Origin of the sequence: Streptomyces sp. LaPpAH-108, assembly GCF_000373625.1 — a bacterium.
Classification (GTDB): domain Bacteria; phylum Actinomycetota; class Actinomycetes; order Streptomycetales; family Streptomycetaceae; genus Streptomyces.
In genome coordinates, this window is the sequence record NZ_KB891995.1 from 39,207 (window position 1) to 63,395 (window position 24,189).

Annotated in this window: 21 protein-coding genes and 4 tRNA genes; 14 read left to right on the plus strand and 11 right to left on the minus strand. The window is 70.5% G+C overall.

All coding sequences use genetic code 11. From position 1 onward, the window contains the following. The first annotated feature begins 41 nt into the window (after positions 1-41). The 3 genes from hrpA to B079_RS35935 all read left to right on the plus strand — a co-directional run bounded on the left by hrpA (position 42) and on the right by B079_RS35935 (position 4,482). The gene (gene hrpA / locus B079_RS0119205) at positions 42-3,986 is read left to right on the plus strand and encodes an ATP-dependent RNA helicase HrpA (protein ID WP_026248855.1); all 3,945 of its coding nucleotides are present in this window, start codon (positions 42-44) and stop codon (positions 3,984-3,986) included. A 95-nt stretch (positions 3,987-4,081) separates the two neighbouring features. Then, positions 4,082-4,156: transfer RNA gene (locus B079_RS0119210), tRNA-Asp, on the plus strand. A gap of 161 nt (positions 4,157-4,317) precedes the next feature. Next, positions 4,318-4,482 (plus strand): DUF6274 family protein, encoded by a 165-nt coding sequence (locus B079_RS35935; RefSeq protein ID WP_267880473.1) that lies wholly within the window; start codon positions 4,318-4,320, stop codon positions 4,480-4,482. 420 nt (positions 4,483-4,902) lie between these two features. Here B079_RS35935 and bldC read toward each other — a convergent pair whose 3' ends face one another. Together bldC and B079_RS0119220 are read right to left on the minus strand one after the other, a co-directional pair. After that, positions 4,903-5,109 carry a developmental transcriptional regulator BldC gene (gene bldC / locus B079_RS0119215; protein WP_003949541.1) on the minus strand — a complete coding sequence of 69 codons (207 nt, stop codon included), beginning with the start codon at positions 5,107-5,109 and terminating at the stop codon, positions 4,903-4,905. A gap of 603 nt (positions 5,110-5,712) precedes the next feature. After that, complete coding sequence (locus B079_RS0119220; RefSeq protein WP_018547467.1) at positions 5,713-6,555, minus strand: hypothetical protein; 843 nt, start codon at positions 6,553-6,555, stop codon at positions 5,713-5,715. A 273-nt stretch (positions 6,556-6,828) separates the two neighbouring features. Here B079_RS0119220 and B079_RS0119225 point away from each other — a divergent pair, with 273 nt between their 5' ends. Then, complete coding sequence (locus B079_RS0119225; protein WP_018547468.1) at positions 6,829-7,926, plus strand: Leu/Phe/Val dehydrogenase; 1,098 nt, start codon at positions 6,829-6,831, stop codon at positions 7,924-7,926. Between the two features lie 377 nt (positions 7,927-8,303). Continuing rightward, complete coding sequence (locus tag B079_RS0119230) at positions 8,304-8,555, plus strand: DUF3073 domain-containing protein (RefSeq protein ID WP_018547469.1); 252 nt, start codon at positions 8,304-8,306, stop codon at positions 8,553-8,555. A 133-nt stretch (positions 8,556-8,688) separates the two neighbouring features. On the opposite strand, the gene purM is transcribed toward B079_RS0119230, so the two are convergent. The 5 genes from purM to B079_RS0119255 form a co-directional block, all read right to left on the minus strand. Then, on the minus strand, positions 8,689-9,759 hold the full coding sequence (gene purM / locus B079_RS0119235) for a phosphoribosylformylglycinamidine cyclo-ligase (protein ID WP_018547470.1): 1,071 nt from the start codon (positions 9,757-9,759) through the stop codon (positions 8,689-8,691). A 43-nt stretch (positions 9,760-9,802) separates the two neighbouring features. Continuing rightward, positions 9,803-11,332, minus strand: coding sequence for an amidophosphoribosyltransferase (gene purF / locus B079_RS0119240; RefSeq protein ID WP_018547471.1), 1,530 nt, complete (start codon positions 11,330-11,332; stop codon positions 9,803-9,805). Positions 11,333-11,533: 201 nt separating this feature from the next. After that, positions 11,534-11,968, minus strand: a complete 435-nt coding sequence (locus B079_RS0119245) for an META domain-containing protein (RefSeq protein WP_234016820.1) — start codon at positions 11,966-11,968, stop codon at positions 11,534-11,536. A 95-nt stretch (positions 11,969-12,063) separates the two neighbouring features. Beyond that, on the minus strand, positions 12,064-12,786 hold the full coding sequence (locus B079_RS0119250) for a sterol carrier family protein (protein WP_018547473.1): 723 nt from the start codon (positions 12,784-12,786) through the stop codon (positions 12,064-12,066). A 10-nt stretch (positions 12,787-12,796) separates the two neighbouring features. Beyond that, positions 12,797-13,456, minus strand: coding sequence for a TetR/AcrR family transcriptional regulator (locus B079_RS0119255; RefSeq protein ID WP_018547474.1), 660 nt, complete (start codon positions 13,454-13,456; stop codon positions 12,797-12,799). 96 nt (positions 13,457-13,552) lie between these two features. On the opposite strand from B079_RS0119255, the gene B079_RS32350 reads away from it, so the two are divergent. Then, entirely contained in the window at positions 13,553-15,025 is a 1,473-nt protein-coding gene (locus B079_RS32350) for an MFS transporter (protein WP_018547475.1), read from the plus strand. 92 nt (positions 15,026-15,117) lie between these two features. On the opposite strand, the gene purL is transcribed toward B079_RS32350, so the two are convergent. The 3 genes from purL to purS are packed head-to-tail and all read right to left on the minus strand — an operon-like array spanning position 15,118 to position 18,337. Further along, a complete protein-coding gene (gene purL / locus B079_RS0119265; protein WP_018547476.1) occupies positions 15,118-17,400 on the minus strand; it encodes a phosphoribosylformylglycinamidine synthase subunit PurL in 2,283 nt (760 codons plus the stop codon). Then, positions 17,397-18,077: a phosphoribosylformylglycinamidine synthase subunit PurQ gene (purQ, locus tag B079_RS0119270; RefSeq protein ID WP_018547477.1), complete on the minus strand. Its 681-nt coding sequence runs from the start codon at positions 18,075-18,077 to the stop codon at positions 17,397-17,399. The genes purL and purQ overlap by 4 nt, the downstream gene beginning before the upstream one ends. Further along, complete coding sequence (gene purS / locus B079_RS0119275; protein WP_018547478.1) at positions 18,074-18,337, minus strand: phosphoribosylformylglycinamidine synthase subunit PurS; 264 nt, start codon at positions 18,335-18,337, stop codon at positions 18,074-18,076. Before purS ends, purQ begins: the two co-directional genes overlap by 4 nt. A 310-nt stretch (positions 18,338-18,647) precedes the next feature. On the opposite strand from purS, the gene B079_RS0119280 reads away from it, so the two are divergent. The 8 genes from B079_RS0119280 (at position 18,648) to B079_RS0119315 (ending at position 23,203) form a co-directional block, all read left to right on the plus strand. After that, on the plus strand, positions 18,648-18,965 hold the full coding sequence (locus tag B079_RS0119280) for a histone-like nucleoid-structuring protein Lsr2 (RefSeq protein WP_018547479.1): 318 nt from the start codon (positions 18,648-18,650) through the stop codon (positions 18,963-18,965). Between the two features lie 150 nt (positions 18,966-19,115). Beyond that, positions 19,116-19,187, plus strand: a tRNA-Gly gene (locus B079_RS0119285). Between the two features lie 79 nt (positions 19,188-19,266). Continuing rightward, positions 19,267-19,339: transfer RNA gene (locus B079_RS0119290), tRNA-Gly, on the plus strand. Positions 19,340-19,466: 127 nt separating this feature from the next. Beyond that, positions 19,467-20,405, plus strand: coding sequence for an ABC transporter ATP-binding protein (locus B079_RS0119295; RefSeq protein WP_018547480.1), 939 nt, complete (start codon positions 19,467-19,469; stop codon positions 20,403-20,405). Next, complete coding sequence (locus B079_RS0119300; RefSeq protein WP_018547481.1) at positions 20,402-21,202, plus strand: ABC transporter permease; 801 nt, start codon at positions 20,402-20,404, stop codon at positions 21,200-21,202. Before B079_RS0119295 ends, B079_RS0119300 begins: the two co-directional genes overlap by 4 nt. A gap of 16 nt (positions 21,203-21,218) precedes the next feature. Beyond that, positions 21,219-22,493 carry a sensor histidine kinase gene (locus B079_RS0119305; protein ID WP_018547482.1) on the plus strand — a complete coding sequence of 425 codons (1,275 nt, stop codon included), beginning with the start codon at positions 21,219-21,221 and terminating at the stop codon, positions 22,491-22,493. Then, on the plus strand, positions 22,490-23,104 hold the full coding sequence (locus B079_RS0119310) for a response regulator transcription factor (RefSeq protein WP_018547483.1): 615 nt from the start codon (positions 22,490-22,492) through the stop codon (positions 23,102-23,104). Before B079_RS0119305 ends, B079_RS0119310 begins: the two co-directional genes overlap by 4 nt. Before the next feature lie 23 nt (positions 23,105-23,127). Further along, positions 23,128-23,203: transfer RNA gene (locus B079_RS0119315), tRNA-Gly, on the plus strand. 46 nt (positions 23,204-23,249) lie between these two features. Here B079_RS0119315 and B079_RS0119320 read toward each other — a convergent pair. Continuing rightward, complete coding sequence (locus tag B079_RS0119320) at positions 23,250-24,146, minus strand: phosphoribosylaminoimidazolesuccinocarboxamide synthase (RefSeq protein ID WP_018547484.1); 897 nt, start codon at positions 24,144-24,146, stop codon at positions 23,250-23,252. Between the last annotated feature and the right edge of the window lie 43 nt (positions 24,147-24,189).

Below are 24,189 nucleotides of genomic sequence, written 5' to 3' on the forward strand. Positions count from 1 at the left end.
GTTCGCGCGCTGTTTCCCCGAGGTGAGATCCTGGATCGCGTATGTCTACGCATCCCGCTCCCGCCCCGGGCGCCCTCGCCTCCCGACTGACCGAGTTGTCGCTGCGTGACGCCCACCGGCTCGGGCGCAGGCTCGAGGGCGCGCGCAAGATCCGTAAGCCGGAGGCCCGCGCCGCCGTCCTCGCCGAGATCGAGGGCGACATCGACCAGGCCGCCTCCCGCATGAACGCGCGGCGCTCCCGTGTGCCCGCCGTCACCTACCCCGAGCAGCTGCCGGTCAGCCAGAAGAAGGACGAGATCGCAGCCGCCATCCGCGATCACCAAGTGGTCATCGTGGCCGGTGAGACCGGCTCCGGAAAGACCACCCAGATCCCCAAGATCTGTATGGAGCTGGGCCGGGGCGTGCGCGGCATGATCGGGCACACCCAGCCCCGCCGCATCGCCGCCCGGACGGTGGCCGAGCGCGTCGCCGACGAGCTGAAGACCCCGCTCGGCGAGGCCGTCGGCTGGAAGGTCCGCTTCACCGACCAGGTGAACCCGGACGCCACCTTCGTGAAGCTGATGACGGACGGCATCCTCCTCGCGGAGATCCAGACCGACCGCGAGCTGCGCGCCTACGACACGATCATCATCGACGAGGCCCACGAGCGGTCCCTCAACATCGACTTCCTGCTCGGCTATCTCGCCCAGCTGCTGCCCAGGCGCCCCGACCTCAAGGTCGTCATCACCTCGGCCACCATCGACCCGGAGCGCTTCTCCCGGCACTTCGGTGATGCCCCGATCATCGAGGTGAGCGGACGGACGTACCCCGTCGAGGTGCGCTACCGGCCGCTGCTCGAAGAGGACTCCTCCGACGCCGACCGCGACCAGATCACCGCGATCACCGACGCCGTCGAGGAGTTGATGGCCGAGGGGCAAGGCGACATCCTCGTCTTCCTCTCCGGCGAGCGCGAGATCCGGGACACGGCCGACGCGCTGGAGAAGAAGAAGTACAGATTCACCGAGGTGCTGCCGCTGTACGCGCGCCTCTCGCACGCCGAGCAGCACCGCGTCTTCCAGCCGCACACCGGCCGCCGGATCGTGCTCGCGACCAACGTCGCCGAGACCTCGCTGACCGTCCCCGGCATCAAGTACGTCATCGACCCCGGCTTCGCCCGCATCAGCCGCTACAGCCACCGCACCAAGGTCCAGCGGCTGCCCATCGAGCCGGTCTCGCAGGCCAGCGCCAACCAGCGCAAGGGCCGCTGCGGCCGTACCAGCGACGGCATCTGCATCCGGCTCTACTCCGAGGACGACTTCGTCGCCCGGCCGGAGTTCACCGACGCCGAGATCCTGCGCACCAACCTGGCTTCCGTCATCCTCCAGATGACCGCGGCCGGCCTCGGCGAGATCGAGAAGTTCCCCTTCATCGACCCGCCGGACCACCGCAACATCCGCGACGGCGTGCAGTTGCTCCAGGAACTCGGCGCCCTCGACCCCGCGCAGAAGGACCCGCGCAAGCGCCTCACCGAAACGGGCCGCAAGCTCGCCCAGTTGCCGGTCGACCCGCGTCTTGCCCGCATGGTCCTGGAAGCCGCGCGGAACGGCTGTGTCCGCGAGGTCATGGTCATCGCCGCCGCCCTGTCCATCCAGGACCCGCGCGAGCGCCCCGCCGACAAGCAGACCCAGGCCGACCAGCAGCACGCCCGATTCAAGGACGAGACCAGCGACTTCCTCGCCTACCTCAACCTGTGGCGGTACATCCGCGAGCAGCAGAAGGAACGCGGCTCCTCGTCCTTCCGCCGGATGTGCAAGCAGGAGTATCTGAACTTCCTGCGCATCCGCGAGTGGCAGGACATCTACACCCAGCTGCGCACGGTCGCCAAGCAGCTGGACATCCGCATAGGCGAGGAGGACGCCCCCGCCGACCGCATCCATGTCTCCCTGCTCGCGGGCCTCCTCTCCCACGTCGGCATGAAGGACGTGAAGGACGGCAACAAGAACGAGTACCTGGGCGCCCGCAACGCCAAGTTCGCGGTCTTCCCCGGCTCCTCGCTCTTCAAGAAGCAGCCGAAGTTCCTGATGTCGGCCGAACTCGTGGAGACCTCCCGGCTCTGGGCCCGCGTCAACGCCAAGATCGAGCCCGAGTGGGTCGAACCGCTCGCCGGGCACCTCCTGAAGCGGACGTACAGCGAACCGCACTGGGAGAAGGACCAGGCGGCCGTGATGGCGTACGAGAAGGTGACGCTGTACGGCGTCCCGATCGTCGCCCAGCGCAAGGTGAACTACGGCCGGATCGACCCCGAGCTGTCCCGCGAACTTTTCATTCGCAACGCGCTGGTCGAGGGCGACTGGCGCACGCACCACAAGTTCTTCGCCGACAACCGCAAGCTGCTCAGCGAGGTCGAGGAGCTGGAACACCGCGCCCGGCGCCGGGACATCGTGGTGGACGACGAGACGCTGTTCGACTTCTACGACCAGCGCGTGCCCGAACACGTCGTATCCGGGGCCCACTTCGACTCCTGGTGGAAGCGCAAGCGGCACGAGCAGCCCGACTTCCTCGACTTCGAGCGGGAGATGCTCATCCGGGAGTCGGCGGAGGCGGTCACCAAGGCCGACTATCCCGACACCTGGCACCAGGGGAACCTCAAGTTCCGGGTGACCTACCAGTTCGAGCCGGGCGCGGACGCCGACGGTGTGACCGTGCACATCCCGCTCCAGGTACTGAACCAGGTCACCGACGAGGGCTTCGACTGGCAGATCCCGGGCCTGCGCGAGGAGGTCGTCACCGAGCTGATCCGCACGCTGCCCAAGCCGATCCGCCGCAACTACGTCCCCGCGCCCAACTACGCCAAGAAGTTCCTGGAGCGGGCCGTCCCCCTCCAGGAGCCGCTGCCGACCACCATGGCGCGCGAGCTGAAGCGCATGGTCGGCGTGCCCTTCGAGGCCGCGGACTTCGACTGGTCCAAGGTGCCCGACCATCTGAAGGTCACCTTCAGGATCGTGGACGAACGGCGCCGCAAGCTGGCCGAGGACAAGGACCTGGAGGCGCTGAAGCTCCAGCTGCGCCCGAAGGCCCGCAAGGCGCTCTCCCAGGCCGCCGCGGCCACCGCCTCCCGGCAGGGCGGCGAGTCCCTTGAGCGCTCGGGGCTGACCGACTGGACGATCGGCACGCTCACCCGCGTCTTCGAGACCAAGCGGGCCGGACACCCGGTCAAGGCGTATCCCGCCCTGGTGGACGACGGCGACACGGTCTCCGTACGCCTCTTCGACACCGAGGAGGAGCAGGCCGAGGCCATGTGGAAGGGCACGCGCCGGCTCATCCTGCGCAACATCCCGGTCAACCCGGCCAAGTTCGCCGCGGACAGGCTGACGAACGCCCAGAAGCTGGCGCTCTCGGCCAACCCGCACGGCTCGGTGCAGGCCCTGTTCGACGACTGCGCGATGGCCGCGGCCGACAAGCTGATCGCGGACTTCGGCGGCCCGGTGTGGGACGAGGAGTCGTACCGCAAGCTCTACGACAAGGTGCGGGCCGAGATCGTGGACACCACCGTGCGCGCGGTCGGCCAGACGCAGCAGGTGCTCGCGGCCTGGCAGGCGGCCGAGCGGCGGCTGAAGTCGGTGAAGAGCCCGGTCCTGCTCGCCAACCTGAGGGACGTGCGCCAGCAGCTGGACGCGCTGGTGAAGCCGGGCTTCGTGACCTGGGCGGGCCTGAAGCGGCTGCCGGACCTGATGCGCTATCTGGTGGCCGCCGACCGGCGGCTGCAGCAGATGCCGACGAACGTCCAGCGGGACACCTCCCGCATGGAGAAGGTCCAGGAGATGCGCGACGAGTACGCCTGGCTCCTGGAGCAGCTGCCGCAGGGGCGCCCGGTGCCCCGGCAGGTGCTCGACATCCGCTGGATGATCGAGGAGCTGCGGGTCAGCTACTTCGCCCATGCGCTGGGCACGGCCTACCCCGTCTCCGACAAGCGGATCGTGAAGGCGATCGACGCCCTGGCACCGTGACCGGGCGTGCGCGGAGGGTGAGTTCGACCAGGACATCCCCCCTCGTGTACAGTCCTTCTCGCAGCACGACGCAGCAGCCGAGTGCCGCGCGAGATGGTCCTGTGGAGCAGTTTGGAGTGCTCGCCACCCTGTCAAGGTGGAGGCCGCGGGTTCAAATCCCGTCAGGACCGCAGTAAAGGAAGGGCCCCCGCGAGGGGGCCCTTTCGCCGTTCCCACCCGTACCGCTCCCGTCTGCGCCGCCCGCGCCGCGCCCGGCGCTCTTGACGGCCCAGGCCGGGCTCGGTACCCAGAAGGCAGGCCGTCTCCCCCGTGCGGCCTCCGGAGGTGACGGATGGCGGCATCGGCCAGGCACGCGACACGGGCGCTTCTGAGGGCGCATCTGTCGGCCGCCTCCGCCTATCGGCACGTCACCCGTCGCTGTCCCGTCTGCCACCGCCTCCAGCGGCTCGCCATGGAACCGGACGAGAACCCCAACACCCGTCCACACAAGGGCTGATGGGGCGGGCGACCCCAATAGCGCACACATGCCCGCGGCAACAAGACGCCCGGCCTGTGACGGGAGTCACGGCATGATTTTTTGAAAGTACGGTTCTTACCACTGTCCTACAACAGGTCAATTTAATATGTGCAATTGCACCTGCCTCACGGGTCACGCACGGCGCTTCCCACACTCCTCCTCAGACTCCGACAAGGCCGCTCACAGAGGCTCAGGAAGACCCGCCCGAAGGCACAAAAAAGATCGCGCTGGACCCGGCGGAGTCCAGCGCGATCTACGACGCACCCTGTGCCACTTACTCAAGCATGTGAATCGGCTTGGGCGGGGGGCCTGTTGGGGCAGGTCCCGCGTCGTTCAGAGCTAGGGTTCGGGCGCCCCGACCAGTTGGGGTTCGGTCGTTCTGCCCGGTTATGGAGTTGTTCAGGCCTCGCTGCGCTGCTGCGGGATGCCCGCGAGCAGGGCGCGGACCTCCGCCTCGCGGTAGCGGCGGTGCCCGCCGAGCGTGCGGATCGACGTGAGCTTGCCGGCCTTCGCCCACCGCGTGACCGTCTTGGGGTCGACACGGAACATGGTGGCGACCTCAGCCGGGGTCAGCAGCGGCTCGGCATCAGGGGTGCGAGCGGTCATGAGCGGCCTCCTCGGGAGAACCGACGTTCTCGGTTCTTTCCTCTAAATTCTGCACCTTGACCCGCGTTGCCCGAAATGGCGGACGCGAGTCGAGTCGGTTATAGGACGAACGGCTTGTCCTCGGCACTACAACTACACCATCTGTCCAGCCGCGTCGGCCAAACCGATGGAATTGCCCTCCCAGGTGTTCATCAGCGACGGAAGCCGATGGACCATGCCATAGCGGACAGTCACGCCGATGTGACGATCAGTCACTTCGGCGATCAGGAGGCACCGGACCCCCCAAATCGTGCAATGCGGAGATTCTGCCCACAGTGGAGCACAGATGGACAGACGGAGCCCTCCCCGGGCTCCTTGTCCTATTTTGGCATGAGGAGCGGCAAGAGACGCAAGAGCCGCGTAAGTGCCGTCCATCACCCTTGATGGGAAAAAGCCCGGATCGGGACCAACATCCCGTCAGATGAGTCAAGTCCACAGACCGTACGCTGTTCGAGGCCATTTCGACCGTGAGCTGCGTCACTTCTCGCCTGTTCGGGATGTGCCGTCATCAAGGAGTACGTACGGATTCGGCGATCAGTTCGCCCGGACGCACGGACAAGACGATCAGTTCGCCGAACGCAGGTCCCGCACCGCGCGCCAGCGCTGCACCAGGCGCCCGTAGACCCGCCCCGCGGCCGGGCCGTCGCCCCGGCGCAGCGCGTCGATGCCCGCGGCCACGTCCGCCGCGGAGTGGTCGTCCTCCAGCGCCCCCGCGGGCACCGCGTGCACCAGACCGCCGTAGTCCAGCTCCACCAGGGAGCGGGGGTGGAACTCCTCCAGCCAGCGGCCGACGTCCACCAGGCCGTCGATCAGCGGGCCCTCCTCGACGGCGTCCTTCAGGGTGCGCAGTGCCCGCGCCACGCGCCGCCTGGCCTGCACCATCGGGGTGCGGTAGCGCAGCAGCGGGGGCACCTCGCCTGTGCCCTTCTCGAAGCGCCGCTCCTCGTCGCCGACGAGCACGAACCAGTTGAGCGGCACCTGCCAGGTCGCGGTGCGGATCCAGGGGCGGGCGTCGGGGTTGCGGACGAGCCAGCGCTCGTAGTCCAGGGCGGCCTGCTCGCGCACCAGCGGGGGCAGGACCGCGTCCAGCACCGTCGGGGGCAGCTCCTCGTCCAGGGCGGCAAGCGCCTGCCAGCCGCGCAGCCGGGTGCGCCAGGGGCAGACGCAGACCACGCCGTCCACCTCGGTCACGAAGGCGTCCGCGCTCTCGTGCACCGGCACCGCGACCGGCGGGGTGGGCAGCAGGTCGGCCAGCGAGCGGCGCAGCTCGTCCTGGTAGGTGGGGCGGTCGGGCCTGCGGGCGTACCGCGCCCAGTGGGTGCGCTCGGGCTCCGGGAAGGCGGCCAGCGGCTCGTACACGCGCAGGTACGCGGCATAGGGGACGACCACGGAGGACACCTTGGGCACGCTCCCTCCCTCCTCCTCGCGCCCGGCTCGAAACCCCGGCCGGGTCCGGCTCGGAACCACTGCGCATCGTGCCACGGCGAGCGGCCCCGCGGGCACGGAAGAGTGATCCTCGGCGTACCCCGGATACGGGCCGCGAGCAGGCTCTACGCTCAGCCTTGCGGCCCAACGGCCGCGTGGCAGCACCCCGCCACCCACCCCCACGGCCAAAAGTGTGGGGAAACCCCAGGGGCCGCCCCGGCCCCGTCCGCCGCTACACGCACAGGAGTCACCACCGTGACCTACGCAACCGGCGCATCCGCTGACGTCCTGCGGACCCTCTTCCACTCGGACCAGGGCGGCCATGAGCAGGTCGTCCTCTGCCAGGACCGCGCCAGCGGCCTCAAGGCCGTCATCGCCCTGCACTCCACCGCCCTCGGCCCGGCCCTCGGCGGCACCCGCTTCCACCCGTACGCCACCGAGGCCGACGCCGTCGCCGACGCCCTCAACCTCGCGCGCGGGATGTCGTACAAGAACGCGATGGCCGGTCTTGACCACGGCGGTGGCAAGGCCGTGATCATCGGTGACCCGGAGCGGGACAAGACCGAGGAGCTGCTGCTCGCCTACGGCCGGATGGTCGCCTCGCTCGGCGGGCGCTACGTGACCGCGTGCGACGTCGGCACCTATGTCGCGGACATGGACGTGGTGGCCCGCACCTGCCGCTGGACCACCGGCCGCTCCCCGGAGAACGGCGGCGCGGGCGACTCCTCCGTGCTCACCGCCTTCGGCGTCTACCAGGGCATGCGCGCCTCCGCCCAGCAGGTCTGGGGCGACCCTTCGCTGCGCGGGCGCCGGGTCGGCATCGCGGGCGTCGGCAAGGTGGGCCGCCATCTGGTGGGCCACCTGCGCGCGGAGGGCGCCGAGGTCGTGCTCACGGACGTACGCCCGGACGCGGTACGCCGGATCCTGGCCGAGTACCCCGAGGGGGTGACGGCGGTGGCGAGCACCGACGAGCTGATCCGTGTGGAGGGGCTGGACATCTACGCCCCCTGTGCGCTGGGCGGCGCCCTGGACGACCACACGGTGGCGGTACTGACCGCCAAGGTGGTGTGCGGCGCGGCCAACAACCAGCTCGCCCACCCGGGCGTGGAGAAGGACATCGCCGACCGGGGCATCCTCTACGCCCCGGACTACGTGGTGAACGCGGGCGGGGTGATCCAGGTGGCGGACGAGCTGCACGGATTCGACTTCGAGCGGTGCCGGGCGAAGGCCGCGAAGATCTTCGACACCACGCTGGAAATCTTCGCGACCGCAAAGGCAGACGGCATTCCGCCGGCCGCGGCGGCCGACCGTATCGCCGAGCGGCGCATGGCGGACGCCCGCGCGGCGCGCTGACCGGCACGGCCGGTTCGCGCCCACGCGGCACCCCTGCGGCACCCGCGCGGCGCGCGTGCGGCACCCGTGCGGCTCCCTGGCCGGGTGCCCGGCCGCGCGGGTGGGCGGTACCCGCCGGAGGCAACTTGGAGAGAACTCTCACTTCCACCGGCGGGTCGTCCCCCGATAAGTGGTTAAAATCGCCGTTGACCAGCGAGGACAGGGCTCCTCGAGGGTCCTGTGCACACGCGCGTGCTGCGGGCGACGTACCGTATGGGCGCGGGCTCAGGTACCGTGGAAGCCCTACGGACCGGCATCTCTGCGGAGAGTCCGTTCCAGATCATGAACGCGTGTCAGACTCTGGGGCCGTTGAGCCCCGTCACCGAGGGGGTCGAGCCATGGGGCGCGGCCGGGCCAAGGCCAAGCAGACAAAGGTCGCCCGCCAGCTGAAGTACAACAGCGGTGGGACTGACCTGTCACGTCTGGCCAGTGAACTGGGCGCATCGACTTCGAGCCAGCCGCCGAACGGCGAGCCGTTCGAGGACGATGAAGATGACGACGATGACCTCTACTCCCGTTACGCCGACCTCTATGAGGACGACGACGAGGACGAGGACGACGGTCCCTCACAACACCGTCGCGGCGCTTGACCTCGCACTGAGCATCAGGCCGGTCGGTGGCACTGCCACCGACCGGCTTCTGTGCTGCTGGTGAAGCGGTCGGGGCGGTGAGTGAGCCACGAGTAAGGGCGGGCGCCCTGCGGGAGCCCGCCCTACCGGTGTTCTAGCGCGCGTAGTCCCCGGTCAGCTCGGCGCCCGAAGCGTGGCCGTCCCGGGCGGTGATCTCACCGGCCACCCAGGCGTCCACGCCGCGGTCGGCCAGCGTGGTCAGGGCCGCCTCGACGGACTCGGCGGGGACGACGGCCATCATGCCGACGCCCATGTTCAGGGTCTTCTCCAGCTCCAGGCGCTCGACGTCGCCCGTGCGGCCGACCAGGTCGAAGATCGCGCCCGGGGTCCAGGTGGAGCGGTCCACGGTGGCGTGCAGCCCGTCCGGGATCACCCGGGCCAGGTTGGCCGCGAGGCCGCCGCCGGTGATGTGCGAGAAGGCGTGCACCTCGGTGGTGCGGGTGAGCGCGAGGCAGTCCAGCGAGTAGATCTTGGTGGGCACCAGCAGCTCCTCCCCGAGCGTGCGGCCCAGCTCCGCGACCTCCGACTCCAGGGCGAGTCCGGCGCGCTCCAGCAGGACGTGACGGACCAGGGAGTACCCGTTCGAGTGAAGACCGGAGGACGCCATGGCGATCACGGCGTCGCCCTCGCGGATGCGGTCCGGGCCGAGCAGCCGGTCGGCCTCCACCACGCCCGTACCGGCGCCCGCGACGTCGAAGTCGTCCGGGCCGAGCAGGCCCGGGTGCTCGGCCGTCTCGCCGCCCACCAGGGCGCAGCCGGCCAGCACACAGCCCTCCGCGATGCCCTTGACGATCGCGGCGACCCGCTCGGGGTGGACCTTGCCGACGCAGATGTAGTCGGTCATGAAGAGCGGTTCGGCGCCGCACACCACGATGTCGTCCATGACCATGGCGACCAGGTCGTGGCCGATGGTGTCGTACACGCCCAGGCGGCGGGCGATGTCGACCTTGGTGCCGACGCCGTCGGTCGCGGAGGCGAGCAGCGGGCGCTCGTAGCGCTTGAGGGCGGAGGCGTCGAAGAGCCCGGCGAAGCCGCCGAGGCCGCCGAGGACCTCGGGGCGGCGGGTCTTGCGCACCCATTCCTTCATCAGCTCGACCGCGCGGTCGCCCGCCTCGATGTCGACGCCCGCGCTCGCGTAGCTGGCACCCGTGGTCTCAGAGGACATGGCTTAAGAGAACTTTCCTGTCGTACGGCTCTGACGGCGCAGCTCAGGGACGCCGGATGGCGTCGGCCGCGGCGGTGGCGGCGGTTCCTGCCGCCAGCTCGGTCTCCAGCAGCTGCTTGCCGAGCAGCTCCGGGTCGGGCAGCTCCATCGGGTACTCACCGTCGAAGCAGGCGCGGCACAGGTTCGGCTTGGCGATGGTGGTCGCGTCGATCATGCCGTCGATGGAGATGTACGCGAGCGAGTCGGCGCCCAGGCTGGTGCCGATCTCCTCGATGGTCATGCCGTTGGCGATCAGCTCGGCGCGGGTGGCGAAGTCGATGCCGAAGAAGCAGGGCCACTTCACGGGCGGCGAGGAGATCCGGATGTGGACCTCGGCGGCGCCCGCCTCGCGCAGCATGCGCACCAGGGCGCGCTGGGTGTTGCCGCGCACGATCGAGTCGTCGACGACGATCAGGCGCTTGCCCTTGATGACTTCCTTGAGCGGGTTCAGCTTCAGCCGGATGCCCAGCTGGCGGATGGTCTGCGAGGGCTGGATGAAGGTGCGGCCCACGTAGGCGTTCTTCACCAGGCCGTTGCCGAAGGGGATGCCGGAGGCTTCCGCGTACCCGATGGCGGCCGGGGTGCCGGACTCCGGGGTGGCTATGACCAGGTCGGCCTCGACCGGCGCCTCCTTGGCGAGGCGGCGGCCCATCTCCACGCGGGAGAGGTAGACGTTCCGCCCGGCGATGTCGGTGTCGGGGCGCGCCAGGTAGACGTACTCGAAGACACAGCCCTTGGGCTTCGCTTCCGCGAATCGGGAGGTGCGCAGGCCGTTCTCGTCGATGGCGACGAACTCGCCCGGCTCGATCTCGCGGACGTAGCTGGCGCCGCAGATGTCGAGGGCGGCGGACTCGGAGGCGACGACCCAGCCGCGCTCCAGGCGGCCGAGGACCAGCGGGCGGATGCCCTGCGGGTCGCGGGCCGCGTACAGCGTGTGCTCGTCCATGAAGACGAGGCTGAAGGCGCCCTTCACCTGCGGGAGGATGCGGTGGGCCGCCTCCTCGATGGTGAGCGGCTTGCCGTCCTCGTCGACCTGGGCGGCGAGGAGCGCCGTCAGCAGGTCGGTGTCGTTGGTGGCCGCGACCCGGGTGGAGCGGCCGTTGGTGTCCTTGGGCAGGTCGGCGACCATCTCCGCGAGCTGCGCGGTGTTGACCAGGTTGCCGTTGTGGCCGAGCGCGATGGAACCGTGCGCGGTGGCGCGGAACGTCGGCTGGGCGTTCTCCCACACGGAGGCGCCGGTGGTCGAGTAGCGGGCGTGTCCGACCGCGATATGACCCTGGAGCGAACCGAGCGAGGTTTCGTCGAAGACCTGGGAGACCAGGCCCATGTCCTTGAAGACGAGGATCTGGGAGCCGTTGCTGACCGCGATTCCCGCGGATTCCTGACCCCGGTGCTGGAGGGCGTAGAGCCCGAAGTACGTGAGCTTTGCGACCTCTTCGCCAGGCGCCCAGACACCGAAGACGCCGCAAGCGTCCTGGGGGCCCTTCTCGCCGGGAAGCAGATCGTGATTGAGTCGACCGTCACCACGTGGCACGGCTCCGAGTGTAGGCGAGCCGGGCCGTTGCTCCGAATTGGGGATACGTAGCGGCTGCCGAACCCGGACGTGCGATCACCTTGGTGCTTTTCGCGTTTCACCTGGTCACAGCGGTGCGTATCGGACGACTCCCGGCGCGGTCCGGCGCCCGGGGGTGTCTCCGGGCGCCCGGCGGAGGTGTCCCGAGTGAGGTGTCGCACATCAATCGGCCGCGATCCGGGTGAGCCGCACGCGCTCGCCGTGACCGCCCGTGAGCGTGAGTTTGCCGTCCTCGGTCCGCGCGGTGAGGGTCTGCCGGTCGAGTGCGGCGGCCAGCGCCCGCTCGAAGGTCATCCGGGGCCGGTCACAGGCGATCTTGGTGGTGCGCAGGGCGCCGAAGGAGATCCGGTCCTCGCGCAGGGTGGCCCGGGTGCCGAAGCTGTTGCAGCCGAGGTTCCCGCCCGCGGTGCCGTCCTCCTCCACCCGCAGCCGCGCCCCGGCGGGGGCACGCAGGGTCGTGCTCTCCGTGGTCAGGCTGTCGACCCGCCACTCCACCCCGGTCACCGGCTGCTGCGGGCCCACCGACCCGCTGCCCGCTCCCTCGTTTCCACAGGCCACCGCGAGCGGGACGAGCACGGCGGCGGCCGTCATGGTCATGCGCTGCTTGTGCCGGTACATACCGGTTCGACGTGAGGGGGAGTCCGTGGGTTCCGCCGCGCCGTGACCGGTACGGCTGCTGCCATGGCGTCGCGCTACGGCAGCAGCGGGAGCAGCCCCGACAGGTCCGCGCGTTCGCCGCTTGCGCTCACCTCGGCGTGGGCGAGGGCGTCGGCCCAGGGCAGGCGGCCGGTGGTGAGGCGGAGCCAGGTCAGGGGGGTGGTTTCCACGACGTTGGGCGGGGTGCCTCGGGTGTGGCGGGGGCCTTCTACGCACTGGACGACGGCGTAGGGCGGGATGCGGACCTCGGTGGAGGCGCCGGGGGCCTTCAGGGCGAGGGTGTCGGCGAGGACACGGGTGGTGGCGGCGAGGGCCTGCCGGTCGATCCCGACGGCCAGGCCGGGGACCGTGGTGGTGAGGTCGTCGGCGCACCGTGTCAGGTCGACGAGCCTCGTCACCAGGAAGTCGTCCAGGGTCATGACCCCGGCGCCGGTCTCCACCAGGCGTTCGGCGGGGTGAGCGGCGAGGAGGTCGCGCAGGCGTCGTTCGAGGTCGGCGAGCGGCACGTCCGCTGCGGTCGGGCGGGCGCCCGGGGCCAGGAACCACTCGGCCGGGGTGAGGGTCGGCTTCGGGCCCGAGGGGCGCGCGATCGCGTGCTCGACCTCGGCGAGGGACGCGGCGAGCCGTGCCGTCAGCGCGCGCACCGGCTCGGAGTCGAGGTCCCGTACGGCCTCCCGTACCTGACCGAGCTGGGCGAGGGCCGCCGCGCGGGTCTTGGCGGGGTCGTATCTGCGGGGGCGTTTCCTGGCCGGGGGCATGGCGGTGACCCTATGCGTCCCGGGCGGCTTCCGGCGCACGGACGGCGTAACCCCGCAGGCCGGTCTCGATCAGCTCGAAGGCGGCCCGGGCGCGTTCGGGTGCCTCGGCGGCGATCAGGTCCAGGCTCTCGCCCTCGGCCACGCGGCGGTGGTGCTCCTCGATCAGGGCGCTGCGGGCGGCGCTGAGGGTCGCGGCGGCGACGGTGGCCCGCATCAGGTCCCCGGTCTCGGCGGCCAGCAGCGCGGCCAGCTCCCGGGCACCGCGCTGGGCGGCGAGGAAGGCGCGTTCGGTCAGCACCGGGGTGGAGAGCACCAGTTGACGGATCCGGCGGGCGAACGGGTCGGGGTTGAGGCCGATCGCGGGGTCGCGGTTCTCGATCATCTCCAGGAACTGGCGGCGTACGGCGTCCACGGCGGACTCGCCGGGTTCGCGGTCGCGCACGGCGCGGGCCGTGTCCGAGAAGTGCTCCTCCATCGGCTTGAAGACCAGGTCTTCCTTGGTGCGGAAGTAGTTGAAGACCGTCATCTTCGAGACCTCCGCGGCGTCCGCGATCTCCTGCACGGAGACATGGTCGAAGCCCCGCTCGACGAAGAGGTCGATCGCGACCCGGTAGATCCGCTGCCCCGTCTGCCGCTTCTTGCGCTCGCGCAGCCCCATCGCCTCAGCCATGCCGACACCTTACCGCGATGAATTTTAGGCCAAGCTCAAGCTTGAGCCTGGATGAAATATTGACTGAGTACACCAACAGGCGGCAGGGTGACGCCCATGACTGCGACCCAGCGCCGCCTCGGCATGCTCGTCTGCCTGGTCACGATCGTCCTGGCCGTCCTCGACCTGCAGATCGTGTCCGCCGCGACCGTCCCGATCGTCCGGGACCTCGACCCGGCCCATGGCATCGCGAAGATCCCCTGGCTGGTCAGCGCGTTCTCGCTGGCCTCCGCCGCGGTGCTGCCGCTCTACGGCAAGCTCTGCGACACGCACGGCGCCAAACCCGTCTTCCTCGGCGCGCTCGGCGCCTTCCTGACCGGCTCGGCACTGTGCGGCGCGGCCCCCTCGCTGGGCTGGCTGATCGCGTCCCGCGCGGTGCAGGGCGCCGGAGCGGGCGGTCTGATGAGCGTCACGATGGTGGTGATCGCCCAGCTCAGGGGCCCCGGTGGGCGGCGGAACCGGGGTGCGAGCACCGGCGGGGTCGTCGCGGGCGGCGGCATGGCGGTCGGACCCTGGCTCGGCGGCTTCCTCGCCCAGCACGCGAGCTGGCGCTGGGCGTTCTTCATCAACCTGCCCCTCGGCGTCGCCGCGCTCGCCACCGCCGTGGTCGTCCTCAAGCTCCCGCGCGCGACCCGCTCGCACCCGGTCGACTTCCCCGGCGCCGCCCTCGCCGCGGCCTTCGCGACCACGCTGCTGCTGGTCACCGAGTGGGGCGGCAAGCGGTACGCCTGGTCCGCGCCGGAGATCGTCGGCCTGGCCCTCGGCTGCCTCGCCGCGCTCGCCCTGCTGCTCGTCCGCCAGGCCACCGCGGCCGAGCCGATCCTGCCGCTGCCGATGTTCCGCGTCCCCGAACTCCGCCTCGGCTTCGCCCTCCAGGGCCTCATCGGGCTCGCGATGACCGGCGCGACGTACTACGTGCTGGTCTACCTCCAGCTCGTGCGCGCCGTCCCCAGCTCCTCCGCCGGGCTGTTCCTGCTGCCGATGGCGGCGGGCATCATGACCGTCGGCCTGCTCACCGGCCGGCTCACCGGACGCGGCTGGTCGGAGCGGACCTTCGTGATCAGCGGCGCGGCCGTCACCCTGGCCGCGTTCCTGCTGCTGGCCCGCACCGGCACCACCACCTCGCTCTGGCAGGTGCGCGGCGCGCTGCTGCTGCTCGGCGCCGGGTTCGGCCAGCTCCTCGGCCAGCTGATCCAGCTGGTGCAGGCCGCCGCTCCCCCGCATCAGCTCGGCGTGGCCACCACCGCCGTCCGCTTCTTCCAGACCCTCGGCACCTCGCTCGGCGCCGCGCTCTTCGGCACCCTGCTCGGCCGCCTCTACGACGGCCCGGGCGACGTCGGCTCCCTGGCCGCGCTGCGCGGCGCCGACCGGGTGCGGGGCATGACCGCGTACGTCTCCGCGACGGACACGGTGTTCCTGTGCGGGGCCGGGGTCATGCTGGTGTGCCTGCTGCTGGCGCTGCGGCTGCCGAGGCGGCGGGCCGTTCCGGGGGAGCCGGGCGAGCCGGTGCGGGAGCCGGTGCCCGCCTGAGCCGGACCCGATGCCCGCCCGAGACACCGCCCGAGACAAAAGACGAGGCCCCCGCTCCTCGCGCGGGGGCCTCGCTCCGTCACATCCGATGCCTACGCCAGCAGCGCCGGAATCGTGTTCTCGTGCGCCTCGCGCAGCTCCGCCAGGGACAGGCCGAACTCGCCCTGGATCTCGATGGAGTCGCCGTCCACGACACCGATCCGGGTGGCCGGAAGCCCCCGCGCCCCGCACATGTCGGTGAAGCGCAGCTCCTCCGAGCGCGGCACGGCGACCAGCGCGCGGCCCGCCGACTCCGACAGCAGGAAGGTGAACGCGTCCAGACCGTCCGGGACGACCAGGCGAGCGCCCTTGCCGCCGAGCAGCGCCGACTCGACCACGGCCTGGATCAGACCGCCGTCGGACAGGTCGTGCGCGGAGTCGATCATGCCGTCGCGGGAGGCGGAGATCAGGATCTCGGCCAGCAGCCGCTCCCGCTCCAGGTCGACCTTCGGGGGCAGCCCGCCGAGGTGGTCGTGGATCACCTGGGACCAGGCCGAGCCGCCGAACTCCTCGGAGGTGTCGCCCAGCAGGTAGAGCAGCTGGCCCTCCTCCTGGAAAGCGACCGGGGTGCGCCGGGCCACGTCGTCGATGACACCGAGCACCGCGACCACCGGGGTCGGGTGGATGGCCGCCTCGCCGGTCTGGTTGTAGAGGGAGACATTGCCGCCGGTCACCGGGGTGCCGAGCTGGAGGCAGCCGTCCGCGAGACCGCGCACGGCCTCCGCGAACTGCCACATCACGGCCGGGTCCTCGGGCGAGCCGAAGTTCAGACAGTCGGAGACGGCGAGCGGCTTCGCGCCGGTCGTCGCCACGTTCCGGTACGCCTCCGCCAGCGCGAGCTGCGCGCCCGTGTACGGGTCGAGCTTGGCGTAGCGGCCGTTGCCGTCGGTGGCGATGGCGACGCCGAGGCCGCTCTCCTCGTCCACGCGGATCATGCCGGAGTCCTCCGGCTGGGCGAGGACGGTGTTGCCCTGCACGAAGTGGTCGTACTGCGAAGTGATCCACTTCTTCGACGCCTGGTTGGGCGACGCGACCAGCTTGAGGACCTGCTCGCGCAGCTCCTCGGGCGTGGCCGGGCGGGGCAGCTTGTTCGCGTCGTCGGCCTGGAGGGCGTCCTGCCAGTCGGGACGGGCGTAGGGGCGCTCGTAGACCGGGCCGTCGTGGGCGACGGTGCGCGGGTCGACGTCGACGATCTTGCCGCCGTGCCAGAAGATCTCCAGGCGGTCGCCGTCGGTGACCTCACCGATGACGGTGGCGATGACGTCCCACTTCTCGCAGATCTCCAGGAAGCGGTCGACCTTCTCGGGCTCGACCACCGCGCACATGCGTTCCTGCGACTCGCTCATGAGGATTTCCTCGGGAGACAGGGTCGAGTCGCGCAGCGGTACGTCGTCCAGGGTGACGCGCATGCCGCCGGAACCATTGGAGGCCAGCTCGCTCGTCGCGCAGGACAGGCCCGCCGCGCCGAGGTCCTGGATGCCGACGACCAGCTTCTCCTGGAACGCCTCCAGGGTGCACTCGATGAGCAGCTTCTCCTGGAAGGGGTCGCCGACCTGCACCGCGGGGCGCTTGGAGGGCTTGCCCGTGCCGGAGGCACTATCAGATGCAGTGTCGAAGGTCTCCGAGGCCAGGATCGAGGCGCCGCCGATGCCGTCGCCGCCGGTCCGGGCGCCGTAGAGGATGACCTTGTTGCCCGCGCCGGACGCCTTCGCGAGGTGGATGTCCTCGTGCCGCATGACGCCGATGGCACCGGCGTTGACCAGCGGGTTGCCCTGGTAGCAGGCGTCGAAGACGACCTCGCCGCCGATGTTGGGCAGACCCAGGCAGTTGCCGTAGCCACCGATGCCCGCGACCACGCCGGGCAGCACGCGCTTGGTGTCGGGGTGGTCGGCCGCGCCGAAGCGCAGCGGGTCCACGACCGCGACCGGGCGGGCGCCCATGGCGATGATGTCGCGCACGATGCCGCCGACGCCGGTGGCCGCGCCCTGGTAGGGCTCGACGTAGGAGGGGTGGTTGTGCGACTCGACCTTGAAGGTGACCGCGTAGCCCTGGCCGACGTCCACCACGCCCGCGTTCTCACCGATGCCGACGAGCAGGGCGTCCGACTGGGGCGCCTTCTCGCCGAACTGGCGCAGGTGGACCTTGGAGGACTTGTACGAGCAGTGCTCGGACCACATCACCGAGTACATGGCGAGTTCGGCGCCGGTCGGGCGGCGGCCGAGGATCTCGACCACGCGCTCGTACTCGTCCTTCTTCAGACCGAGTTCGGCCCAGGGCAGCTCGACGTCGGGGGTCTCGGCCGCGTGCTCGACCGTGTCCAGAGGGCTGCGGCTCATGCGTTGACCAGCTTCTTTAGGATCGAGGTGAAGAACGGGAGGCCGTCGGTGCGGCCGGTTCCGATCAGCGGCTCGACGGCGTGCTCGGGGTGCGGCATGAGGCCGACGACGTTCCCGGCCTCGTTGGTGATGCCGGCGATGTCGCGCAGCGAGCCATTGGGGTTCATGTCCAGGTAGCGGAAGACGACCCGGCCCTCCGCCTCCAGCTGGTCGAGCGTGTACGCGTCGGCGACGTACCGGCCGTCCATGTTCTTCAGCGGGATGTGGATCTCCTGGCCCTGGCGGTAGTCGCCGGTCCAGGCCGTCCCCGCGTTCTCCACCCGCAGCTTCTGGTCGCGGCAGATGAAGTGGAGGTGGTCGTTGCCGAGCATCCCGCCGGGCAGCAGATGCGCCTCGGTGAGGATCTGGAAACCGTTGCAGATACCGAGGACCGGAAGTCCGGCCTTCGCCTGCTCGATGACGGACTCCATCACCGGCGAGAAGCGGGAGATCGCCCCGGCGCGCAGATAGTCGCCGTAGGAGAAACCACCGGGCAGCACCACGGCGTCGACCTGCTTCAGGTCCTTGTCCTTGTGCCACAGCGCGACCGGTTCGGCGCCCGCGAGGGTGATCGCGCGCCGGGTGTCACGGTCGTCGAGACTCCCGGGAAATGTGACGACACCAATACGAGCGGTCACTCCGCCGCCCCCGCGACTTCTTCCACCTTGACGGTGAAGTCCTCGATCACGGTGTTGGCGAGGAAGGATTCCGCAAGATCATGGATGCGGGCGAGCGCGGCCTCGTCGACCGGCCCCTCCACTTCCAGTTCGAAACGCTTTCCCTGGCGGACGTCCGAGATCCCATCGAAACCCAGACGCGGCAGCGCACGCTGGACCGCCTGGCCCTGGGGGTCGAGGATCTCCGGCTTGAGCATGACGTCGACTACGACGCGTGCCACTGGCACTCCCGGTGTGTGGTGCTGAGCAGGTTCCTTCAGACTACCCGTACAAAATTTCTACGCGAGTAGAGTTGGAGGTTTCTACGTGACCCGCATCACGATCGGGTGTCGAAGACGTGCGCTCACGAAAATTTCTGGGAAAGTTCTCCAGTCCGTGCGCGACATCTATTGAAGCCGGACACGCGGGCGGTTTTAGTGGGTCTTCCCCTTTCATTGCCGAGCGCTGTACAAATGAATTGGCAATAGCGGATACTCGGCATGTCGTAGCCGGTGAGCCGTATCAACGTGCCGCACGAAGGGACCGATATTCGTGGCGCAAAAAGTCGTGGTCAGTCTGTTTGACGACATCGACGGCTCGGAAGCGGCGGAAACGATCGCCTTCGGGCTCGACGGCAAGTCGTACGAGATCGACCTGAACGAAACCAACGCCAAGAGACTGCGCAAGGCGCTCGCGCCCTACGTGGAGGCCGGCCGCAAGCGCGCCCGGTCCGGCAAGGCGTACAAGCAGACCGAGGTCGCCCCCGACCCGTCGGCCGTCCGCGCCTGGGCGCAGGCGAACAAGATGGACGTCCCCGCGCGCGGACGCATCCCCAAGAAGGTCTACGAGGCGTTCAGCGCGGCCCAGTGAGGCGGAGCGGTTCCTCGGGGCCCAGCGGCGGGCCCTGAGAGTCGCTCACCTGTCCGCAGGGGGAACCGACTTGCGCAACCCCCCTGCCGATCGGCTAATGTCTGGAGCACGCCGAGGGGCGAGGCCGAAAGGCCGAATCCCGAGGACCGTGCGGGTGTAGTTCAGTAGTAGAACATCCCCCTTCCAGGGGGAAGGCGCAGTGTGCGATTCCTGTCACCCGCTCTGGCACCGGTCACAAGCATCCTTTTGGATCAGGTAGGCTGGTGCTCGCACCGATCGGTGGGAGCCGGTCGGGAGCAGTGCGGACGTAGCTCAGTTGGTAGAGCGCAACCTTGCCAAGGTTGAGGTCGCGAGTTCGAGCCTCGTCGTCCGCTCGGGAAAAAGACCCCGGTCCTCTGGACCGGGGTCTTTTCGTATGCGGTCCGCTCTTCTGACATTTGTCATGCCCGGTGATGACAGCGCGCACTGCCGACCCGCGCCCGCCGCCGGGACGCTGACGTCATGGACAGCGACGAGCGAGAGCACGTGATCGAGGTCACCGACCTGCGGCGCGTCTACGGCACCGGCTTCGAGGCCGTGCGGGGCATCAGCTTCTCCGTGGCCCGCGGGGAGATCTTCGCCCTGCTCGGCACCAACGGCGCGGGCAAGACGTCGACCGTGGAGCTGCTGGAGGGGCTGGCCCGTCCGGCGGGCGGCCGGGTCCGGGTGTTCGGCCGTGATCCGCACCGCGAGCGCGCCGCCGTACGCCCCCGTACCGGGGTCATGCTCCAGGAGGGCGGCTTCCCGGCGGATCTCACCGTCGCGGAGACCGCCCGGATGTGGGCGGGCTGCACCAGCGGCGCCGGGCCCGAGGGGGAGGCGCTGGAGCGGGTCGGTCTCGCCGGGAAGAGCGGCGTGCGGGTCAAGCAGCTCTCCGGCGGTGAGCGGCGCCGCCTCGACCTCGCGCTCGCCCTGCTCGGCGATCCCGAAGTCCTGTTCCTGGACGAGCCGACGACCGGCCTCGACGCCGAAGGGCGCCGGGACACCTGGGAGTTGGTGCGTGCCCTGCGCGACGCGGGCACGACCGTGCTGCTCACCACGCACTATCTGCACGAGGCCGAGGACCTGGCCGACCGGCTGGCGATCCTGCACGAGGGCCGGATCGCCGCCTCGGGCACCCCGGCGGAGGTCACCGCGGACCGGCCCGCGCGCATCTCCTTCCGGCTGCCCGAGGGCTGGTTCCCCGGCGATCTGCCGCCGCTGGCCGAACTCGGCGTGTGCGGGCACGAGGTCAGCGGACGGACCGTCCGGCTGAGCACCCGTGAACTCCAGCGCTCCGCCACCGGGGTGCTGACCTGGGCCGAACACCACAAGGTCGAGCTGCACGGACTGGACGTGCGCCCTGCCTCACTGGAAGAGGCGTTCCTCGGGATCGCCGGAGAGCGGGAGGCGGCGGCATGAGCGGGACGGTCATCACGGCGGCGCAGAGGCCGGGTCCTTCGGCCGTTCGGCGGCTCACCGCGCTCGCGCGGGCCGAACTCGCCCTCCTCGGACGCAATCGGGGTGTCATGCTCACCGCGTTGCTGATACCGCTCGCCGTGCCGTTCAGCCTGCACGGCGCGGTGGACAAGATGAACCTGAAGCAGGCGGGGCTCAGCATCGGCTCGGTCATGCTGACCGCCGCCCTCGGCTTCACCTTCCTGTTCGCCGTCTACACCTCGCTCGTCAACGCCTATGTCGCCCGCCGCGAGGAGCTTGTCCTCAAGCGGCTGCGCACCGGCGAGCTGTCCGACACCGAGATCCTGACCGGCACCGCCCTGCCCGCCATGGGCCTCGGTCTCGCCCAGGCCCTGCTGCTGTGGGCGGCCTGCGCGGTCCTGCTGCACACAGGGCCGCCGAAGGCGCCGTATCTGACGGTGCTGGGGATCGTGGCGGGGCTGGTGCTCAGCGCCGCGCTCGCCGCGCTCACCGCCTCCTTCACCCGGAGTGTGGAGAGCGCCCAGGTCACCGCACTGCCGCTGGTGCTCGTCTCGATGCTCGGCTCCGGCATCATGTTCCCGGTCGACCTGATGCCCGACGGACTCGCGCGGATCTGCGGAGTCCTTCCGTTCTCCCCGGCGATCCGGCTGGTGAGCGGCGGTCTGACCGGCGGGATGAGCGCGTACGAGACGCTGGGCGCCCTCGCGGGCGCGCTGGCCTGGGTGATCGTGGCCGTGTTTGCTGTACGCCGGTGGTTCCGGTGGGAATCACGCAGGTGATGTGGGGGGAGTGAGGATGCTCGGGCACGCGCGGCGGCTGCGGCAGCGGCACTGGCGGGAGCGGAGCAAGGCGGAGCGGGTCGAGCTGACGACCGTCGTCATGTGGTACCTGACGCCGTGGCTGCTGTCGCTGGTGTGGCTGGTGGCGCCCGTCCTCGGGTCAATGGCCCACCAGCCCCTGCCCCTGGTCCTGGACTGGGTGCTGCTCCTGGCGGGCACGCTCCAGTGCGCGGAGGCCAACCGGCTCACCTGGGCGGCGTTCGACCACTACCTCGGGCGGGCCGTGCTGCCGCCCCGGGCGCTGTGGGGCTCCTGGGCGCTGCTCGCGGCGACCCTCGCGGCGGCCCTGGCGCTCACCGCGCTCGGCCGTGGCGAGGGGGCGGTGCCCGGGCTCGCGATCGGCGCCGCGCTGATGGCGTTCGGGCTGCCGTACGGCATGGTGACGTCGGTCCGGGCGTATCTGCGCCAGTCAGGCGCGCTCGCCGTGCTGCTGATGGCCGCTTTCGGGCTCGCCAGTCCCGACGTCGCCGGGCTCATCGGCATCGGGGCCGTGACCGTCTTCTCGGCCCTCTTCTCGCTGGCCGCCTGCCGCTGCGGTGCCTGGACGCTCTCCGTGCTCTGGGAGGCGGAGCGGGCCCGGGAGACCGAGGCGCGGCTCGCGGTCGCGGAGGAACGGCTGCGGTTCGGGCGCGATCTGCACGACGTGCTGGGCCGGAACCTCTCGGTGATCTCGCTGAAGAGCGAGCTGGCCGTCCAACTCGCCCGGCGCGGACGGCCGGAGGCCATGGAGCAGATGATCGAGGTGCAGCGGATCGCGCAGGAGTCGCAGCGCGAGGTCCGCGAGGTCGTGCGCGGCTATCGCGAGGCCGACCTCGGGGTGGAACTCGCGGGTGCGCAGGGCGTGTTGACGGCCGCCGGGATCGTCTGCGAGGTGCGCGCGGAGACGGCGGAGCTGCCCGCGCCCGTGCAGTCCGCGCTCGGCTGGGTGGTGCGCGAGGCGGCCACCAATGTGCTGCGGCACGGGGACGCGCAGCGCTGTGCCGTGGCGGTGCGGGTGCGCGAGGGGCGGGCGGTGCTGACGGTGGAGAACGACGGCGCGGGTGCCCTCCCGGGCGGGAGCGGGGGTGGCGGGTCGGGGCTCGCCGGGCTGCGGGAGCGGCTGGCCGCCGTGGGCGGGACGCTGGAGGCGGGGGCGGCGGAGGGGGACCGGTTCCGGCTGGTGGCCGAGGTGCCGCTGTGCCGTACGGTCCCGACGGCGGAGGTACGGCAAGTGAGCGAGGTCGCCTCATGAACGGTCCGGTACGGCTGCTGCTCGCCGACGACGAGCATCTGATCCGGGGCGCGCTGGCCGCCCTGCTCTCCCTGGAGGAGGACCTGCTCGTCGTCGCGGAGGCGGCGAGCGGACCCGAGGCGCTGGCCATGGCGCGGGCCCACCGGCCCGACGTGGCGGTGCTGGACCTCCAGATGCCGGGCGCCGACGGTGTGAGGGTCGCCACATCGCTGCGGGCCGAACTGCCTGGCTGCCGGGCGCTGATCGTCACCGGACACGGGCGCCCCGGGCATCTGAAGCGGGCGCTGGCGGCCGGAGTGCGCGGGTTCGTCCCGAAGACGGTGAGCGCCCAGCGGCTCGCGGAGATCATCCGTACCGTGCACGCCGGACAGCGGTACGTCGACCCGGAGTTGGCCGCCGACGCGATCTCCGCCGGGGACTCCCCGCTGACCGCGCGGGAGGCCGAGGTGCTGGAGCTGGCGGCCGACGGGGCGCCGGTCGCGGAGATCGCGGAGCGGGCCGCGCTGTCCCCGGGGACCGTGCGGAACTATCTCTCCGCCGCGGTCACCAAGCTCGGCGCGGAGAACCGGCACGCGGCGGTGCGTCTCGCCCGGGAGCGGGGTTGGGTATAGTTGGCTCCGCGCCACGGCGCACTGCGGACGTAGCTCAGTTGGTAGAGCGCAACCTTGCCAAGGTTGAGGTCGCGAGTTCGAGCCTCGTCGTCCGCTCCATGTAGAAGCCCCCGGTTCTCACCGGGGGCTTCTCGCGTGTCCGAGACTACCAGCGGGTGCCGGTCAGATGCTCGTACGCCTCGATGTACTTGGCGCGGGTCGCCGCCACGACCTCCTCGGGGAGCGCGGGCGGGGGCTGCTCGCTCTTACGGTCCCAGCCGGAGTCGGGCCCGGTCAGCCAGTCGCGCACGAACTGCTTGTCGTACGACGGCTGGGCGCGGCCCGGCTGCCACTGGTCGGCCGGCCAGAAGCGGGAGGAGTCCGGGGTCAGCACCTCGTCCGCGAGCACGAGGGTGTCCCCGTCGAAGCCGAACTCGAACTTGGTGTCCGCGAGGACGATGCCCCGGTCGCGGGCGATGTCGCGGGCGCGGGAGTAGACCGCGAGGGTGGCCTGGCGCAGCTGGGCGGCGGTCTCCGCGCCGACCTGACGGGCCACCTCCTCGTAGGAGACGTTCTCGTCGTGCTCGCCGACCTCAGCCTTGGTGGCCGGGGTGAAGATCGGTCCGGGCAGCTCCGAGCCGTCCTCCAGGCCCTCGGGCAGGGCGAGGCCGCACACCGTGCGGGACTCCCGGTACTCCGCAAGGCCGGAGCCGGTGAGGTAGCCCCGGGCCACGCACTCCACGGGGACCATGCGCAGCGACTTGCAGACCAGGGTGCGGCCTTCCCAGTCGGCGGGGGCGCCCTCGGGCAGTTCGGTGCTGATCACGTGGTTGGGCACCAGGTCACGCAGCTGGTCGAACCACCACAGGGAGAGCCGGGTCAGCACGCGCCCCTTGTCGGGGATCTCGCTGGGCAGCACCCAGTCGTAGGCGGAGATGCGGTCACTGGCGACCATCACGAGGTCGCCCGCCTCGTTCTGGTACAGGTCGCGCACCTTGCCGGTGTGCAGGTGCACCAGACCCGGAACCTCGATCGGCTCGGGCTTTTCTACGAATCCGGACACGGTTCCTCCCCGTGGTTCTGTCCAACTGCCTCGATTCTCCCGT

Bases quoted from the DNA above. Each gene is read 5' to 3' on its own strand.
- hrpA (WP_026248855.1), top strand. From the start codon at position 42: ATGTCTACGCATCCCGCTCCCGCCCCGGGCGCCCTCGCCTCCCGACTG.
- B079_RS35935 (WP_267880473.1), top strand. From the start codon at position 4,318: ATGGCGGCATCGGCCAGGCACGCGACACGGGCGCTTCTGAGGGCGCAT.
- bldC (WP_003949541.1), bottom strand. From the start codon at position 5,109: ATGACCGCTCGCACCCCTGATGCCGAGCCGCTGCTGACCCCGGCTGAG.
- B079_RS0119230 (WP_018547469.1), top strand. From the start codon at position 8,304: ATGGGGCGCGGCCGGGCCAAGGCCAAGCAGACAAAGGTCGCCCGCCAG.
- purM (WP_018547470.1), bottom strand. From the start codon at position 9,759: ATGTCCTCTGAGACCACGGGTGCCAGCTACGCGAGCGCGGGCGTCGAC.
- B079_RS0119245 (WP_234016820.1), bottom strand. From the start codon at position 11,968: ATGACCATGACGGCCGCCGCCGTGCTCGTCCCGCTCGCGGTGGCCTGT.
- B079_RS0119250 (WP_018547473.1), bottom strand. From the start codon at position 12,786: ATGCCCCCGGCCAGGAAACGCCCCCGCAGATACGACCCCGCCAAGACC.
- B079_RS0119255 (WP_018547474.1), bottom strand. From the start codon at position 13,456: ATGGCTGAGGCGATGGGGCTGCGCGAGCGCAAGAAGCGGCAGACGGGG.
- B079_RS32350 (WP_018547475.1), top strand. From the start codon at position 13,553: ATGACTGCGACCCAGCGCCGCCTCGGCATGCTCGTCTGCCTGGTCACG.
- purL (WP_018547476.1), bottom strand. From the start codon at position 17,400: ATGAGCCGCAGCCCTCTGGACACGGTCGAGCACGCGGCCGAGACCCCC.
- B079_RS0119295 (WP_018547480.1), top strand. From the start codon at position 19,467: ATGGACAGCGACGAGCGAGAGCACGTGATCGAGGTCACCGACCTGCGG.
- B079_RS0119300 (WP_018547481.1), top strand. From the start codon at position 20,402: ATGAGCGGGACGGTCATCACGGCGGCGCAGAGGCCGGGTCCTTCGGCC.
- B079_RS0119305 (WP_018547482.1), top strand. From the start codon at position 21,219: ATGCTCGGGCACGCGCGGCGGCTGCGGCAGCGGCACTGGCGGGAGCGG.
- B079_RS0119310 (WP_018547483.1), top strand. From the start codon at position 22,490: ATGAACGGTCCGGTACGGCTGCTGCTCGCCGACGACGAGCATCTGATC.